Raw genomic sequence first — 16,176 nt, 5'->3', positions numbered from 1 at the left:
TTATTCATAGCGCAATACATCGGCTGGCTGAACCCGCGCCGCACGCCAAGCGGGATAGAGCGTCGACAGGAACGTCAGTCCAAAAGCGGCCAAAACGATACGGCTGACATCATTCCACTGCAGGCGCGAAGGTAGATCGCTAATGAAGTACACCCCAGCATCCAGGAACTGAATACCCAGCGTTGCTTCCACCCAGCCAATCAGGTCGGCAATGGTCAGTGCCAGCAGCACCCCCACCGCCACTCCGACGGCGATGCCGATAAGCCCAATGGCCATGCCTTGAACAATAAAAATGCCCATAATCGAGCTGGGTTTAGCCCCAATGGTACGCAGAATGGCGATATCAGCACGCTTGTCGGTAACCACCATGACTAGCGTCGAAACGATGTTAAACGCCGCCACGGCGATGATCACCGTTAACAGTAGCGCAATCATGCGCTTTTCCATTTGTATCGCCTGGAAAAGGTTGCCTTGGGAGAATGTCCAATCGCTGCCGCGATACTCAGGGCCCAGCTCATTGAGAATCGCCTGAGTTTCGCTACTGGCGGCAAACAAATCATCCAACTCCAGGCGTAGCCCACCTACCGCATCGCCCAGGCGGGCAAGGGTTTGCATATCTTCGATATTGGCGTAAGCCAAGTTGGCATCTAGTTCGGCGCCAACGCTAAAAATACCGCTGACGGTAAAGCGCTTTAAACGTGGAAAAACACCGGCAGGGGTAATCGATGCTTCAGGCACCAACAGTGTCACCCGGTCCCCCACACCAACGCCTAAGTTGCGCGCCAGCATTGAGCCCAGCACCACGTGCCATTCACCGGGCACCAGATCATCTAGCTCACCTTGGCGCATATGCTCGCCGATAATCGAGACCCGAGACTCCCATTCAGGGTTAATGCCATTCACCATGGCCCCCTGGTTGCGACCACTTGCGGAGAACATACCCTGCTGCTCAACGTAAGGTGCCGCACCGATGACGCGCTCGCGCTGCATCAGCTCTTCAGCCAAGGGTTCCCACTCGACCATACCCACCCGGGACTCAATTTTGGCGTGGGGCACCATGCCCAAGATACGCGTGCGTAATTCGTGATCGAAGCCATTCATCACCGATAGCACCAGGATAAGTACCGCGACCCCGAGCATTAACCCCAGCATCGAGGTGAGCGAAATAAACGAAATAAAGTGGTTCCGGCGTTTAGCGCGCACGTAGCGCAGCCCCACCAGAAAAGGCAAACGATCAAGCATGGCGTGATTCCTTATCAATAAGCGCTCATGGTACGGTTTTTTTAGTGTCTCTGCATGCGCAAACGGCTATTAGAGCGGTTAGCATCGCAGGCGTTCACACGGCGCTTGCAACTTGCCCCGCCACGCCCTACATTGCGCCGATTTACTGCCTGGGTGGGGCTGCTGTTCTGATTAAGCTCCGCGTTGGTTTATTGATGGCAACAAAAGGCCTTTATGACATTGGCGACCACGACTTATCGTTTGTTACCCGAATGGCATTCCCAAGATGGGATACAACTAACCTGGCCCCGCCACGACGGCGATTGGGCACCGCTTCTCGCGCGCATCGAAGCGACGCTTGAGCGCATTGTGATAGCCACCGCGCGCTATCAGCGCGTACTTATTTGCGTCCCCGACGCGCTCACTAAAGAGCGCTTAGCCGCCACCTTTGACGCCTACGGGGTGCCTGCCTCAAAGCTGCAACTGATTGTCGCACCCACCGACGACACCTGGGCGCGGGATCACGGCCCGATCAGCGTGGTCGACGAAAATGGCCAATTAGCCATGCTTGATTACACGTTTACCGGCTGGGGCGGGAAATTCCCCGCTGAGCGTGACAACCAGCTCACCCAGCGGCTTGCCAATGCCGGGGTTTGGGACTGCCCGGTGACGGCGCGGGATTTTGTGCTCGAAGGCGGCGGCATCGAAACCGACGGTGAAGGCACTCTGCTCACCACCGACGCCTGCCTGCTTAACCCTAACCGCAATCCCACACTATCCCGCGAAGAGGTGGAAGCGCAGCTGGGCGAGGATTTCGGCGTTGACCGCGTACTGTGGCTCACCAACGGCCATTTAGAAGGCGACGATACCGACAGCCATATCGATACCCTGGCGCGCTTCTGCGATCCAACCACCATCGCCTACGTACGCTGTGATGATCCCAATGACCCGCACTACCCAGCTTTGACGGCCATGGAGAAAGAGCTTCAGGCTTTCCGACAGCGCAATGGCGCCCCCTATCGGCTTATCCCACTGCCCTGGCCCCAGGCTTGCTTTGACCCAGATGACGGGCACCGCCTACCGGCCACCTACGCTAATTTTTTAATTATTAACCACGCCGTCCTAGTACCCACCTACGGCGACCCAGCGGATGTGGCGGCGTTGCAAGCGCTGGCGTTAGCGTTTCCTGAGCGCACACTAATTCCTATTGAGTGCGCCAGCGTAATTCGTCAGCATGGCAGCCTGCATTGTTTAACCATGCAGCTTCCACAAGGCACGCTTGCCCGGGGCACGCTTGCCAAGCGCTCGGCTGGTACTGATTAAATAATACTGACTGAATAAAGGAGACGTTATGTCGAACATATTAACCGTCGGTGTTGTGCAGCAGCCCGCATGGCCCGATAAAGCACAAAGCCTTGCCCTCAGTGAACAAGGTATTCGTAGTGCCGCTGAACAGGGCGCACAGCTGGTACTACTGCAAGAGCTGCACGCCACCCATTATTTCTGCCAATTTGAAGACCCGGCACAGTTTGATCTAGCTGAGCCCCTCGATGGCCCTACCGGCCAGCACTTGGCCGCGCTCGCCAAGGAGCTGAATATCGTGCTGGTCGGGTCGCTGTTTGAACGCCGCGCGGCGGGAATTTATCACAACACCGCCGTGGTCTATGACCGCGCCAAAGGACGCGTCGGCCAATACCGCAAAATGCATATTCCCGACGACCCAGGCTTTTACGAGAAGTTTTACTTCACACCGGGTGATTTTGATAGCGCTCGCGGAGAAGGTTTTACACCGATTGAAACGTCCGTAGGGCGCCTTGGCGTATTGATATGCTGGGACCAGTGGTATCCCGAAGCGGCGCGGCTGATGGCGCTGGCCGGTGCCGACTTGCTGCTCTACCCCACCGCCATTGGGTGGGACCCCAACGACGACGGCGAAGAAAAGAGCCGCCAGAAAGATGCCTGGACGGTGATTCAGCGCGCCCACGGCGTCGCCAACGGCTTGCCCGTACTGGCGGCCAACCGTGTTGGCTTTGAGGCAGATCACTCCGGCGTCGGCGGCGGCATTCAGTTCTGGGGCGGTAGCTTTATCTGTGGGCCCCAAGGCGAGCTACTGGCTCAGGCGGGCGAAGAGCTCGAGCAGCTCGTTGTTCGGCTTGACATGGCACGCAGTGAAAATACGCGGCGTATTTGGCCCTACCTGCGCGACCGCCGCGTGGATGCTTATGGCGACTTAACCCGCCGCTACCGCGACTAAGAAACCTTGGCTTATTGTTAAGTACAAAAAACGCCTGCCTTGGGTAAGTACCGAAGCAGGCGTTTTTTATTAACAACAGATAGCTAGCGCTATCTTACTTCCAGAAGTCGCGGATGGAGGCGATGCCTTGCGCACCCACGGCGCGGGCGTGGTTAGCATCAAAACGCGTCATTCCGCCGAGAGCAAATACCGGCATACCGGCGCGTTCGACCAACTGCTGAAAATCATGCCAGCCGAGCGGGAACACTTCAGGGTGTGAGGGCGTGGTGCGTAACGGCGACAGACTCACAAAGTCGCAGCCTAACGCTGCCGCCTGGGTAAGCTGCGTTTGGTTGTGCGTTGATGCAGACAGCCATTTGTTTTCGGCAATCGGGCGACGCTCAAGCTGCATCAGCCGTTCGCTAGTCAGGTGGATACCGTCGGCATCAACCTGTTCGAGCAACGCTGGCTCGCCATTGAGCAGCAGCCGCGCACCGTACTCGCGGCACAGCGCCAGAGCTCGCTGGGCACGAGCCACATAGGCAGCCGCGTCTAGCTCCTTCGCGCGCAATTGCACCAGGCGGACATTGTCTTCACGCAGTGCACGCTCCAGAAACCTATCGAAACGCGTTTCATCAGCCTCTTCAGCGGTTATCAAATACTCAGTAGGCAGCCTCACCGCACGCAAAATGGGCAGATTAGCCGCTGGGAAAGGATAGTTGGATACCTCGCTCATGGCCACCCAGCGCACCGCCTGCCCTTCACGGCCAAAGGGCTCACCGGCAAACGCGTGTACCTGCCATACGTCGAGCAGAATGTGCTTGTCAGGGTATTCATGATGGACACGAATTAACGGCTGGGCAGATACAATTTCAACGCCCAGCTCCTCATGCAGCTCTCGCTTTAAGCCTTCAAGCCCTGTTTCATAAGGGGCCAGCTTGCCCCCTGGAAATTCCCAAAGCCCGCCATGATCAACGTTTGACGGCCGACGAGCGATCAATACTTGCTGTTGATCGGCGCTGATAATCGCAGCTGCCGCGACGTGAACCCGTCGTTTTACCTTTACACTCATTAAGTCTTTATCCACTGTCTGCGCGCCATCATTCTACATGACGGCGCTATCTCGCTGCGTTTGCCCATTACCACCGCTAATCTGTCATCCCGCTTAGGACAAACAGACTAGCTGCGATAATCCGCGTTGATCGACACATAGTCATGGGAGAGGTCGGAAGTCCATACCGTAGCACTTTCTTCGCCGCGCCCCAGATTAATGCGAATGGTAATATCTGATTGCGCCATCACGGCACTACCGGCTGCTTCGGTGTAACCGGCGGCACGCCCGCCGTCTTCGACGAGGCGCACGTCGCCTAAGTCAATCACCACGCGGTTAACGTCAAAGTCGCTTACCGGGGCGCGACCCACGGCCGCTAAGATACGTCCCCAGTTAGCATCCGAGGCGTAAAGCGCTGTCTTCACCAGCGGTGAGTGAGCAACCGTAAAGGCCACATCAAGCGCTTCCTGGCGACTCTCAGCCCCTTCCACCTGAAGCGTTACGAACTTGGTTGCGCCTTCGCCATCACGAATAATCGCCTGGGCAAGCTCGGTCATTACACGCTGCAAGGCATTGCGGAACACGACGACCTGCGCTTCATCGACGAGGCGCGGGCCTGTCCCGGTTGCCGCTAACATACAGGCGTCATTGGTCGAGGTGTCACTGTCGACGGTAATGCAGTTAAAAGAACGCTCCACGGTTTCGCGCAGCAAACTATCCAACAACGGTTGTTCAATAGCTGCGTTAGTCACCACAAATCCCAGCATGGTCGCCATATCGGGCTTAATCATGCCCGACCCTTTGGCGATGCCATTAATACTCACCTGCTGACCGGCGATTTCCAATGTAACGCTAGCGCCTTTAGCGCGGGTGTCGGTCGTCAAAATACCCAGCCCCGCGTGATGCCATGCGGCGCTATCGCTGGCCAGTGTCTGAAGCGCGGAAGGCAAGCCTGCCAACAGCCGCTGCATCGGCAGCGGCTCACCAATCACACCGGTTGAAAACGGCAGCACCTCTTCGGCCGATACGCCGACTTGCTCGGCAAGTGCTGCACAGCTAGTGCGTGCATCGCGCAGGCCTGCTTCGCCCGTGCCAGCATTCGCATTGCCGGTGTTGATCAGCCAGTAGCGCGGCGAAATACCTGCCGCTCGACAGTGTTCAATATGCTGTTTTGCCACCAAGACCGGCGCTGCGCAAAATGCATTGCGGGTAAAGACGCCTGACACCGTTGCTGTATGGGGTAGCTCTATCACCACCACATCACGGCGATCCGGCTTTTTAATACCCGCCATTGCATGCCCCAGGCGCACCCCGTCAAGGGGCGGCAACTCTGGAAAAGGAATATTTCCCACCGCCATGATTTTCTCCTTTAGGCAGACGCTCTCTCAGGCGTCATCTCATCAGACACCATCGCGGTTAGCTTAATTTGCCGCAGCACTGCTTATATTTTTTACCCGAGCCGCAATAGCAGGGATCATTACGACCGACTTTTGGTCCTTCGCGCCGAACCGGACGTCCATCAGCGCCAGGCGCTTCTGAAGGAGTGGCGGGCGTTTCATCGGCCGGGTCATCGTGCCGGCTCGCCGCGCTGGCGGTCTCCCGCTCCAGCGTTTCGCGACGTTGACGCTCAAGCGCATCGACTTCCTCGGGCTGGCGTACCTGCACGTGGCTGAGAATACGCGTTACGTCTTCCTTAATATGGTCGAGTAGCTGTTCAAAGAGCGCAAAGGATTCACGCTTGTACTCCTGCTTGGGATTCTTCTGCGCATAGCCGCGCAGGTGGATACCGCGACGCAGGTGGTCCATTGACTGCAGGTGTTCTTTCCAGCGCGTATCCAACACTTGCAGCATCACCTGCTTCTCAAAGCGTCGAATCAGCTTTTCACCCGCGGCTTCAACTTTGGCTGCATAGGCGTCGCGATGCATGGTTTGCAGCCGTTCGCGTAACTGCTCTTCACTGAAGCGATCATCCTCAGCGGCCCATTTCACCAGCGGCACATCAAGGTTAAATTCGGTTTTAAGGTGTGCTTCCAGGCCTGGCAGATCCCACTGTTCAGGCAAACTCTGAGGCGGCACATAGTCGCTGATTGCCGCTTCCATCACCTCTTCACGAATGCCGATAACGGCATCAGCGACATCGTCTGCGGCGAGAATTTCATTGCGCTGGTCGTAGATCACCCGGCGCTGGTCGTTGGCCACGTCATCGTACTCAAGCAGCTGCTTGCGAATATCGAAGTTACGTCCCTCAACTTTCTTCTGAGCGCGCTCAACAGCGTTAGAAACCATTTTATGCTCAATGGCTTCACCGTGTTCAAGGCCCAACGCCTGCATGAGACGTTTAACACGATCTGAGCCAAACAAACGCATTAGACTATCTTCTAGCGATAAGAAGAAACGCGTCGAACCGGGGTCGCCCTGGCGCCCGGCACGGCCACGCAGCTGGTTGTCAATACGCCGCGACTCATGGCGCTCAGAGCCCACCACGTGCAACCCGCCAGCTTCCAGCACGCCATCATGACGCGCCTGCCACTCGGCTTTCAGCGCATCAACCTGTGCTTGGCTGGGATTTTGCAGTTTGGCGACTTCTGCCTCCCAGTTGCCACCCAATACAATGTCGGTACCGCGACCGGCCATGTTGGTGGCGATGGTAATCGCTCCCGGCCGGCCTGCTTGGGCAATAATCTCAGCTTCACTCTGGTGCTGCTTGGCATTGAGTACGTTGAACGCCAGCCCAGCCTTTTGCATCAGGTTGGCGAGATACTCAGATGTTTCAATCGAGGCAGTACCGACCAAGACGGGTCGCCCGGCCTCGGTCTCGGTTTTGACATCTTTAATGATCGCTTCGTATTTTTCTTCAGCGCTCAAATAAACCAAGTCATTAAGGTCTTTACGTACCAACGGGCGATTGGTGGGAATTACCACCACATCAAGGGCGTAAATTTGCCGAAACTCAAAGGCCTCGGTATCCGCCGTGCCGGTCATACCGGCTAATTTTTCATACAGGCGGAAGTAATTCTGGAACGTCGTTGAAGCAAGCGTCTGGCTTTCCCGCTGCACTGTAACGCCTTCTTTGGCTTCAACAGCTTGGTGCAAGCCTTCCGACCAGCGACGCCCCGGCATAGAGCGCCCGGTATGCTCATCAACGATGACGACCTGATCCTCAGACACGAGATAGTCGACATCACGGTGATAGAGGTGACGAGCGCGTAGCGCTGAATGCATGTGCTGAAGCAAATTGAGATTTTGCGCGGCGTAAAGCGACTCGTCATCGCCGAGTAGCCCTTCAGCGCGCATTAGCTCCTCAACTTTGTTGTGCCCCTGCTCTGTCAACTCGACTTGCTTTTGTTTTTCATCGACCAGGAAGTCACCCACTATCGTGGCCTCCTCGTCTTCGAGTTCTTCTCCCTTTTCAAGCTGCTGGGCGAGCTCGTTGACGACTTTATACAGGTCGGTGTTTTCGTCGACGGCCCCAGAAATAATAAGCGGCGTGCGCGCTTCATCGATAAGAATTGAGTCAACTTCGTCGACAATCGCGAAATGCAGCCCACGCTGGACTTTATCGTCTAGCGAGAACGCCATATTATCGCGCAGATAATCGAAGCCAAACTCATTATTGGTGCCGTAAGTAATATCGCACTGATACGCGTGGCGTTTCTCTTCGCCGGTTTGTCCAGAAAAGATAACCCCGATACTAAGCCCTAAAAACTCGTAAAGAGGACGCATCCACTCCGCATCACGACGGGCCAGGTAATCGTTCACCGTCACGACATGCACGCCTTTGCGGGTCAAGGCATTGAGGTAAACCGCCAATGTGGCCACCAGGGTTTTACCTTCCCCGGTTTTCATTTCCGCAATGCGGCCACGGTGCAACGTCATGCCGCCGACCATTTGCACGTCAAAGTGACGCATGCCCATTACCCGCTTACTGGCTTCGCGCACAACGGCAAACGCAGGGGTCAATAAGGTATCTAAAGGCTCGCCCGCATCTAAGCGCTGGCGCAGATCTGCCGTTTTGCCCTGCAGATCTGCGTCGCTCAGTGCCTCAAACTCGGCTTCAAGCGAATTAATAGACGGCACATGTTTGTGCATGCGCTTTACTTCGCGCTCGTTTTTTGACCCAACGACTTTACGTAATAAATTATTAAGCATGAAATATTCCAGTATTCACGAGCGACCCATCCAGCCTTGCTCTATGTATGCAAGCCCTGTTTTTACAAGCCCTAGTGCCATCTACACATTGGTTGGCAACGTGTTAGGTGCAAAAGCAGGGACAACCTATCTATATTGACGAGTATCGTGGTGGGCGGGTGGACCACGTTGGGTCAAAACGTCGCGCGCCGCTACCAGCATTGCCATCGGGGGAAGCCAATTAAATACCCGCTGCACGGGAGAGAAACGCTGGAGACGACGCGACCAGCGGTGCAGAGCGCGCCGCCTTTTGGCAATCCAGTGCGATTGAGCACGTAAAATCGCAGGCACCCAAAAACAGATAGTGACGCTGCGTTCACCACTGCGAAAAGTGTCCGTAGGGCCTAAACTGGCGGGTAAAAGACAGCTTACTAGCAAGCCAGCCAGCCACCAACGCGCCATACCGTAACGGCGTTGGCGCCGAGGCAAAGCAGATTGAACTTCAAGCGTGGGTGACATGCTGTAGACCGGCTCCTGAGCGTGGTAAAGTCTGCTAATAGGTCAACTCGGTAAGTATGACCAACATCATTATTAGCATTGGCGGCACCTTAAGATAGTGGCACCTTAGGAATTAAGCGTATGAGTATAAAGGTTAAGCGTTCTCACGCCCAGCCCATCGCCCGTCTACTCTCTAAGTCCGGCGATATTAGTCAGTTAATGCGTCTATCGCGGCTAATCGATCAGGCGCAACGGCACCTACGCGCGCATTTGCCCGAAGAGATGCGTGAATATATCTTTGTCGGCGGCTTTCGCGAGGGTCGCCTTACGCTGATTAGCGGTCAAGCGAGCTGGCTGACGTGGCTACGTTTTGAGCAGCGACGCCTACTAGAATTGCTTCACCAACTGCCCGGTTTTGAAGGCGTTAATGGTTTTACCTTCAAGGTACGCCCTGTCCACCCTATCGTGGCGCCTAAGCGCAATACCCGCAGCCTGTCGGCAGGTGCTGGTAAAACCTTGGCTGAATGCGCCGAAGACACCACCAACCCGGCGCTAAAACGGGCGCTGGAACGGCTGGCCTCTCACGCCCCTCAAGACCATGGGCGCAGCAGTGAGAACAACCAGAAACACTAAACCGAATAACCCAACCCGACACCACGGCGGTAAAGGAAATGCGCTTGAGCGCCTCAGGGGTATTTGTGTGCGTCGTTTAAGTTACTAATAAAAAACGGGAAGCCGAAGCTTCCCGTTGAGATAGTCATTGGGATAGTCGATGAGATCGACACAGTGCCAGCTTACCCTTGCACTTCGATGCGTCGCTGCCCGCTCTGCTCCTTCTTCTTGATACGCAACTTCAGTACGCCCTTGTCGGCGCGGGCCTCTACCTCTTCATCGCTGGCGGCTTCCGGCAAGGTAAATCGCCGCACGAAAGCGCCATAGGAACGCTCCACGTGCCGAAGACCGTTGCTTTCTTCCTCATTTTCTTCTTGGCGTTGCCCGCGAAGCGTCAACACGTTGTTTTCGAGTGTCACCTCTAGATCCTTGGGATCAATACCCGGGACTTCCGCCTCGACCCGATATTCATCGGATTCTTCACGGATATCTACCGCCGGTGTCCATTGCCCAGAAAGCGGAGAGATGCCGGGTCGATCCTGGTCGAAAAGCCGCTCTATCTCGCTGCTAAACTGACGTAGCAAGCTGCTCGGTTCATAGTCACGAACGGAAGGTAAACGTGCCATTGAACTTCACCTCCTTTAGTTTCTCCTCTTGGCCTTACAATTCTAAACATAGTGTCACAAACGCTATTTTCAAGTCCTTTTCTCGCTTGAATTCACGTTTTTTTTAACCTATAGAGAAGGGCATAAGATTCGTTTCGTCTTTCCGGGAAATACGATGGAGGACACCATGAGTAATGGCAAAAATATCGCCGTGATTGGGCTAGACGATTTCCATCGTCAGTTTCTGGAAGGCGTACATGACGCAGACCACTATTGTTTTCACGGCCTGATCCCCTACCACCATATCGTCAACCCGGATCGCTATCCCATTGAAGAGTTCCTGCACAGCGCACAACGGGAACTATCGGAGATTGAAGGCGGCGTGGACGCGATAATTGGCCACTGGGATTTTCCCACTACCAGCCTACTCCCCTTGCTGCAGGCGCAATGGGGTCTTCTCGGCCCATCGCTGGAATCGGTCCTGCTATGCGAAAACAAATACGCCGCTCGCCTGGTCGGGGCGGAAATCATTCCCGAATTGATGCCGCCGTTTGCGCTGGTCGACCCTCGTGATGACGCTGTGGCAGACGATCCACCGTTACCTTATCCTTTCTGGCTGAAACCGGTCGTGGCGTTCTCCAGCACCCTTGGTTTCCGGGTGGATGGACGCGAGGATCTCAAACACGCCTTGAAGCAGATCCGCGCTGGTATCGACAAGTTCGCCACCCCTTTCAATACCCTGATGCAACGCGCCCATATCGGACAGCGTCGCGCTTTGCTAAACGGTAAGTTCTGCATCGCCGAGGACATCATCAGCGGACGCGGCACAACGGTGGAAGGCTATGTGCTCGACGGCGAGCCGCGGGCATACGCGATTATCGATTCACTGCGCGGGCCCAACCAGGTAAGTTTCGTCGGCTATCATTATCCGTCGGATCTGCCGAAAGAAGTAGGTCAACGCATGGAAGAGGCCAGTTGCCGGATAGTCCGCCATCTCGGGCTTAGCTACACGCCCTTTAATATCGAGTTTCTATGGGACGAGGAAGGCGACAAGCTGCATCTTCTAGAAGTTAACCCACGGATTTCTAAATCCCATTCTCCCCTGTTCATGCTGGTGGACGGCGCCTCGCACCATGAGGTGGCCATTGACGTGGCACTGGGCCGTGAACCTCGTTTCCGTCGCGGAGCGGGCCGCTGGCGCTATGCCGCCAAGTTTATGCCGCGGGTCTACGCACCCGCCAGAGTTACCCGGGCACCCACCGACGCCGACTTGGCAAAACTGCGCCAGCATTTCCCCGACGCCCTGTTTGTCAGCCATGTCCATGAAGGCATGGAACTGTCCGACCTGCCTAACCAGGACAGCTACAGTTTCGAACTCGGCGACCTGTTCCTGGGCGGCGACAGCCAAGAGGAGCTGACCCGCAACTTTCATGAAGCCATGCGGATACTGGGCTTCCGGTTCTCACAACGCGTGACCACCAACTACGAATGAGGTGATGATGGAATCCAAACATCGCGTACAGCAACTCGAACATGTCACCATCCCCATGGACGACGGGGTGGAACTGGCTGCCCGCATTTGGTTACCGGCGGATGCTGAAAAGCAACCAGTGCCGGCGATCCTCGAATACATTCCCTACCGCAAGCGTGACTTCACCCGTGCCCGGGATGAAACCTTACATCCTTGGTTTGCCGCCCACGGCTACGCCAGCGTGCGTGTGGACCTGCGCGGCAGCGGCGACTCCGGCGGCGTGCTGCGTGACGAATACCTGCCACAGGAACTTGACGACGGTGAGAAAGTGATCGACTGGCTCGCCGCTCAGCGTTGGTGCAATGGCCGTGTCGGCATGCTGGGTATTTCCTGGGGCGGCTTCAACGGTCTGCAGCTTGTCGCACGACGCCCTAGCGCCCTACAGGCGGTGGTTGCCGTGTGTGCCACCGATGACCGCTACGCGGACGACGTGCATTACATGGGCGGCTGCCTACTGGGCGACAATCTTTCCTGGGCGTCGGTGATGTTCGCTTTCAACAGCCTGCCACCCGACCCACAACTGGTCGGATCACAATGGCGGGATCTTTGGCATCAGCGCCTGGAAGGCAGTGGCTTGTGGATGGAGACATGGCTCTCCCATCAGCAACGCGACGATTATTGGCGGCACGGTTCCGTCTGCGAAGACTACGACGCTATCCGTTGTCCGGTCATGGCTGTCAGCGGATGGGCGGATGGCTACACCAATGCTGTTTTCCGCCTACTTAAGCACCTGAGCGTTCCCAGGCTCGGCTTAATCGGCCCCTGGAGCCACAAATATCCGCACCAGGGCGTGCCAGGCCCGGCTATCGGTTTTCAACAGGAGTTACTGCGCTGGTGGGATCGCTGGCTAAAGGATCGCGATACCGGTATCGACCGCGAACCCGAGCTACGTGCCTGGGTACAGGACAGCATGCAACCCAGCACCCACTACCGGCACCGACCTGGCCAGTGGGTGGCAGAGCACAGCTGGCCATCTGACAATGTGGCCGCCTGCCCTTATCGACTAGCGCCTGGGCGGCTGATACAAGATCAAGACGAACCCATGCAAGCCGCCGCGCTTACTGTGCAGTCGCCACTCAGCGTGGGCTTCTTTGCTGGCAAATGGTGCTCCTACGCCGCCGGCCCCGATCTCCCCCATGACCAGCGCGAGGAAGACGGCGGTTCGCTGGTATTCGACAGCCAACCTTTGGAACAGGATCTAACGCTGCTGGGCGCCCCGGAGGTGGATCTTGTGCTTGCCTGCGATCAGCCAGTAGGGATGATTGCGGTGCGCCTCTCGGATGTAGCTCCCGATGGCAAAGCCACCCGCTGCACCTATGGCCTGCACAACCTCAACCACTGGGCCGGCCATGACCGCGCCCAGCCACTGGAACCGGGCCGGCGCTATCGCATCCGGGTCAAACTCAACAACCTTGGTCAAGTATTTCCTGCGGGTCACAGCCTGCGACTAGCGGTATCCAGCTCCTACTGGCCACTGGCTTGGCCATCGCCACAGCCCAGCCAGTTAACCCTACATACCCAGGACTGCTGCCTGTGGCTACCTGTACGCCAGCCAAGGTCCGAGGATGCCGAAGTGGCTTTCGAGTTGCCGACTGCACCGACGCAACCCCCAATGACCCAATTGGAACCGGGCGAGCATCGCTGGTTGATTCACCGGGACCTGCAAACCAATCACTCCACACTGGAGGTCATCAAGGATGAGGGACGCTATCGCCTTGAGGACATTGATCTGGTAATAACGGATCGCACCGTGGAACGTTATTCGTATGAAGGTGACGACTTCCAGTCGGTACGTGGTGAGGTGACGGCCGAGCGTCGGCTGCAGCGCAAAGGCTGGGACGTGCGCACTCGCACGCGCACTTTGCTTACGTCGGATCAAGAGCTTTTCCGGCTGGATGCCGAGTTAGACGCCTTCGAGAACGACCGGCGGGTGTATTCACGCAACTACGCCAGGCGCGTCCCCCGCCACTTCCTTTGAAGCCGCTGCGCCTCTGCCTATCGCATAAACGCAAAACGCACCGCCTAGACGGTGCGTTTTTTCACAATGAAGGCGTACCCGGCAATCATGCCATGGCGGGCGCTGAATAAGAAATAGGTGCCACAGCCTTGTCTTCTTCAAACGTGACGATCTCAAAGGCGTCAGGCTGCGCCATCAGCTCGCGACACAGCTGGTTGTTCAACGCATGGCCAGATTTCACGCCGCGGAATTCACCAATCAGGCTGTAACCCAACTGGTAAAGATCGCCAATGGCGTCCAGCACCTTGTGCTTTACGAACTCATCTTCGTAGCGCAAACCGCCTTCATTCACAATGCGATAATCATCGACCACGATAGCATTGTCTAAGCTTCCGCCCAGCGCCAAGTTATTAGATCGCAAAAACGCCAAGTCACGCATAAAACCAAAGGTGCGCGCACGTGAAACCTCTTTAACGAAAGAAGTGGTGGAAAAATCAATCAGCGCGGTCTGTTTCTGCTGATCAAAAACAGGATGGTCAAAGTCGATCGCAAAGGAGACCTTAAAGCCCTGATGCGGCAGGAATACAGCCTCTTTGTCGCCGTCGGTGACGGCAACGCGGTGCTTAATACGAATAAATTTCTTCGCTGCATCCTGCTCTAAAATACCCGCTGACTGAATCAAAAAAACGAACGGGCTCGCACTACCATCCATAATCGGCACTTCGGGCTCGCTAACGTCCACATAGGCGTTATCGATACCCAGACCCGCAAATGCAGACATCAGGTGTTCTACCGTGGCTACTTTCACCCCGTTGTACGAAAGAGCCGTACATAGCGTGGTATCTTCTACCAGCTCAGCTCGCGCAGGCACATGAGCCATGGGGTCCAGATCGGTTCTGACAAACACAATCCCAGTGTTGGCTGGCGCCGGTCGCAGAGCCAAGTGGACTTTTTTGCCAGAATGCAGGCCCACTCCGGTAGCGCGAATGACGTTTTGAAGGGTGCGTTGTCTGATCATGGATAGTAGTCGAACTCTGAAGACGGTAATGACCGTAAGGGAAAAGGTTATCAAACAGTGTTCACTTTAACAGCTAGCGAGCGTTTTAGCCAATAAAACGCTCGCTAGCTATTGCATTGAACCTGATAAAGGCGATCAATCCGCCTGGCGGCGAAGAAACGCCGGGATATCTAGATAGTCATCGGCTTCGCTAGCGCGACGTTTTTCAGGACGTGGGTTGGCGGATGCCTCGCTTGCTTCAGCGCGTGCCGTTGCCTGCTGACGCATCACCGTCGGCTGCTGTAACTTGCGATAATCCGATGATTCCGCTGCGGAACGACGCGCTGGCTCGCGTGCGGCTGCCTGCGGTTTTTGCCCATCTAAGCCGGCAGCAACAACGGTGACACGCAGTTCGTCAGACATTTCCATATCAATGGAGGTGCCCACAACGATGGTGGCATCTGGGGAAGCAAATTCTTGCACCGTGGCCCCCACGTCATTGAACTCGCCAATCGATAAATCGGGGCCGGCGGTAATATTGACCAGGATGCCGCGCGCACCGTGCAGATCAATATCTTCCAGCAAGGGACTGCGGATAGCTTTCTCAGCAGCTTCACGAGCACGATTTTCGCCCGTAGCCCCACCAGTGCCCATCATCGCCATACCCATTTCAGACATGACGGTGCGCACATCGGCAAAGTCGACGTTGATAATGCCCGGACTGGTGATCAATTCGGCAATGCCCTGAACAGCACCCAGCAGCACGTCGTTCGCCGCACTGAAGGCCGTCAGCAGCGTAGCGTTTTTACCCAGTACGGAAAGCAGCTTTTCGTTGGGAATCGTAATCAGCGAGTCAACGTGCTCAGAGAGCTCTTTCATGCCCTCTTCTGCGGCACGCATACGCTTCGGCCCTTCGAAGGGGAAGGGGCGCGTTACAACCGCCACGGTAAGAATACCCAACTCTTTGGCGACCTGGGCAACCACTGGTGCACCACCGGTGCCGGTACCACCGCCCATGCCGGCAGTGATAAACACCATATCGGCGCCTACCAGAAGTTCCGCAATGCGTTCACGATCTTCCATGGCCGCCTGGCGACCCACGTCGGGATTGGCACCGGCGCCCAACCCTTTGGTAATTTCAGCGCCTAGCTGCAATACCGTTTTCGCCGACACGCGTTTCAACGCCTGGGCGTCAGTGTTTGCGCAGATGAATTCTACGCCTTCAATATTGCTTTCGACCATGTGGTTAACAGCATTGCCGCCACCGCCGCCAACACCAACCACTTTGATGACCGCACTGCTCGAGGGTGCGTTATCTACCAATTCGAACATAAGCCCCGTCT

Annotated in this window: 13 protein-coding genes; 5 read left to right on the top strand and 8 right to left on the bottom strand. The window is 56.2% G+C overall.

Annotated features, from left to right (window positions below; translation table 11 throughout):
- Nucleotides 1–1,242, bottom strand: coding sequence for a lipoprotein-releasing ABC transporter permease subunit (locus RZA33_RS08030; RefSeq protein WP_317507327.1), 1,242 nt, complete (start codon nucleotides 1,240–1,242; stop codon nucleotides 1–3).
- Between the two features lie 213 nt (nucleotides 1,243–1,455).
- Between RZA33_RS08030 and RZA33_RS08025 the strand changes: the two genes are divergently transcribed.
- Nucleotides 1,456–2,544 (top strand): agmatine deiminase family protein, encoded by a 1,089-nt coding sequence (locus RZA33_RS08025; RefSeq protein ID WP_317507326.1) that lies wholly within the window; start codon nucleotides 1,456–1,458, stop codon nucleotides 2,542–2,544.
- Between the two features lie 28 nt (nucleotides 2,545–2,572).
- Nucleotides 2,573–3,475, top strand: coding sequence for a carbon-nitrogen hydrolase (locus RZA33_RS08020; RefSeq protein ID WP_317507325.1), 903 nt, complete (start codon nucleotides 2,573–2,575; stop codon nucleotides 3,473–3,475).
- A gap of 94 nt (nucleotides 3,476–3,569) precedes the next feature.
- Here the strand turns inward: RZA33_RS08020 and RZA33_RS08015 are convergent, their stop codons facing one another.
- The 4 genes from RZA33_RS08015 to RZA33_RS08000 form a co-directional block, all read right to left on the bottom strand.
- Complete coding sequence (locus RZA33_RS08015; protein ID WP_317507324.1) at nucleotides 3,570–4,526, bottom strand: Nudix family hydrolase; 957 nt, start codon at nucleotides 4,524–4,526, stop codon at nucleotides 3,570–3,572.
- 107 nt (nucleotides 4,527–4,633) lie between these two features.
- On the bottom strand, nucleotides 4,634–5,863 hold the full coding sequence (argJ, locus tag RZA33_RS08010) for a bifunctional glutamate N-acetyltransferase/amino-acid acetyltransferase ArgJ (RefSeq protein ID WP_317507323.1): 1,230 nt from the start codon (nucleotides 5,861–5,863) through the stop codon (nucleotides 4,634–4,636).
- 58 nt (nucleotides 5,864–5,921) lie between these two features.
- Nucleotides 5,922–8,654, bottom strand: coding sequence for a preprotein translocase subunit SecA (gene secA / locus RZA33_RS08005; protein ID WP_317507322.1), 2,733 nt, complete (start codon nucleotides 8,652–8,654; stop codon nucleotides 5,922–5,924).
- A gap of 126 nt (nucleotides 8,655–8,780) precedes the next feature.
- Nucleotides 8,781–9,152 carry a hypothetical protein gene (locus RZA33_RS08000; protein WP_317507321.1) on the bottom strand — a complete coding sequence of 124 codons (372 nt, stop codon included), beginning with the start codon at nucleotides 9,150–9,152 and terminating at the stop codon, nucleotides 8,781–8,783.
- Between the two features lie 120 nt (nucleotides 9,153–9,272).
- On the opposite strand from RZA33_RS08000, the gene RZA33_RS07995 reads away from it, so the two are divergent.
- Complete coding sequence (locus RZA33_RS07995) at nucleotides 9,273–9,764, top strand: DUF721 domain-containing protein (protein ID WP_317507320.1); 492 nt, start codon at nucleotides 9,273–9,275, stop codon at nucleotides 9,762–9,764.
- Between the two features lie 161 nt (nucleotides 9,765–9,925).
- Here the strand turns inward: RZA33_RS07995 and RZA33_RS07990 are convergent, their stop codons facing one another.
- Nucleotides 9,926–10,369, bottom strand: coding sequence for an Hsp20/alpha crystallin family protein (locus RZA33_RS07990; protein WP_317507319.1), 444 nt, complete (start codon nucleotides 10,367–10,369; stop codon nucleotides 9,926–9,928).
- Between the two features lie 166 nt (nucleotides 10,370–10,535).
- Here RZA33_RS07990 and RZA33_RS07985 point away from each other — a divergent pair, with 166 nt between their 5' ends.
- On the top strand, nucleotides 10,536–11,840 hold the full coding sequence (locus RZA33_RS07985) for an ATP-grasp domain-containing protein (protein WP_317507318.1): 1,305 nt from the start codon (nucleotides 10,536–10,538) through the stop codon (nucleotides 11,838–11,840).
- 4 nt (nucleotides 11,841–11,844) lie between these two features.
- A complete protein-coding gene (locus RZA33_RS07980) occupies nucleotides 11,845–13,857 on the top strand; it encodes a CocE/NonD family hydrolase (protein WP_317507317.1) in 2,013 nt (670 codons plus the stop codon).
- Nucleotides 13,858–13,942: 85 nt separating this feature from the next.
- On the opposite strand, the gene lpxC is transcribed toward RZA33_RS07980, so the two are convergent.
- Together lpxC and ftsZ are read right to left on the bottom strand one after the other, a co-directional pair.
- On the bottom strand, nucleotides 13,943–14,854 hold the full coding sequence (lpxC, locus tag RZA33_RS07975; protein ID WP_317507316.1) for a UDP-3-O-acyl-N-acetylglucosamine deacetylase: 912 nt from the start codon (nucleotides 14,852–14,854) through the stop codon (nucleotides 13,943–13,945).
- Nucleotides 14,855–14,989: 135 nt separating this feature from the next.
- On the bottom strand, nucleotides 14,990–16,165 hold the full coding sequence (gene ftsZ / locus RZA33_RS07970; protein WP_317507315.1) for a cell division protein FtsZ: 1,176 nt from the start codon (nucleotides 16,163–16,165) through the stop codon (nucleotides 14,990–14,992).
- Between the last annotated feature and the right edge of the window lie 11 nt (nucleotides 16,166–16,176).

Origin of the sequence: Halovibrio sp. HP20-59, from assembly GCF_033052795.2 — a bacterium.
GTDB lineage: Bacteria > Pseudomonadota > Gammaproteobacteria > Pseudomonadales > Halomonadaceae > Vreelandella.
The sequence above is the reverse complement of the archived record's forward strand: the minus strand, read 5'-3'. Positions and strand labels throughout refer to the sequence as shown.

Coding starts and splice junctions, on each gene's coding strand:
- RZA33_RS08030 (WP_317507327.1), bottom strand. CDS start 1,242: ATGCTTGATCGTTTGCCTTTTCTGGTGGGGCTGCGCTACGTGCGCGCT.
- RZA33_RS08025 (WP_317507326.1), top strand. CDS start 1,456: ATGACATTGGCGACCACGACTTATCGTTTGTTACCCGAATGGCATTCC.
- RZA33_RS08020 (WP_317507325.1), top strand. CDS start 2,573: ATGTCGAACATATTAACCGTCGGTGTTGTGCAGCAGCCCGCATGGCCC.
- RZA33_RS08015 (WP_317507324.1), bottom strand. CDS start 4,526: ATGAGTGTAAAGGTAAAACGACGGGTTCACGTCGCGGCAGCTGCGATT.
- argJ (WP_317507323.1), bottom strand. CDS start 5,863: ATGGCGGTGGGAAATATTCCTTTTCCAGAGTTGCCGCCCCTTGACGGG.
- secA (WP_317507322.1), bottom strand. CDS start 8,654: ATGCTTAATAATTTATTACGTAAAGTCGTTGGGTCAAAAAACGAGCGC.
- RZA33_RS08000 (WP_317507321.1), bottom strand. CDS start 9,152: ATGTCACCCACGCTTGAAGTTCAATCTGCTTTGCCTCGGCGCCAACGC.
- RZA33_RS07995 (WP_317507320.1), top strand. CDS start 9,273: ATGAGTATAAAGGTTAAGCGTTCTCACGCCCAGCCCATCGCCCGTCTA.
- RZA33_RS07990 (WP_317507319.1), bottom strand. CDS start 10,369: ATGGCACGTTTACCTTCCGTTCGTGACTATGAACCGAGCAGCTTGCTA.
- RZA33_RS07985 (WP_317507318.1), top strand. CDS start 10,536: ATGAGTAATGGCAAAAATATCGCCGTGATTGGGCTAGACGATTTCCAT.
- RZA33_RS07980 (WP_317507317.1), top strand. CDS start 11,845: ATGATGGAATCCAAACATCGCGTACAGCAACTCGAACATGTCACCATC.
- lpxC (WP_317507316.1), bottom strand. CDS start 14,854: ATGATCAGACAACGCACCCTTCAAAACGTCATTCGCGCTACCGGAGTG.
- ftsZ (WP_317507315.1), bottom strand. CDS start 16,165: ATGTTCGAATTGGTAGATAACGCACCCTCGAGCAGTGCGGTCATCAAA.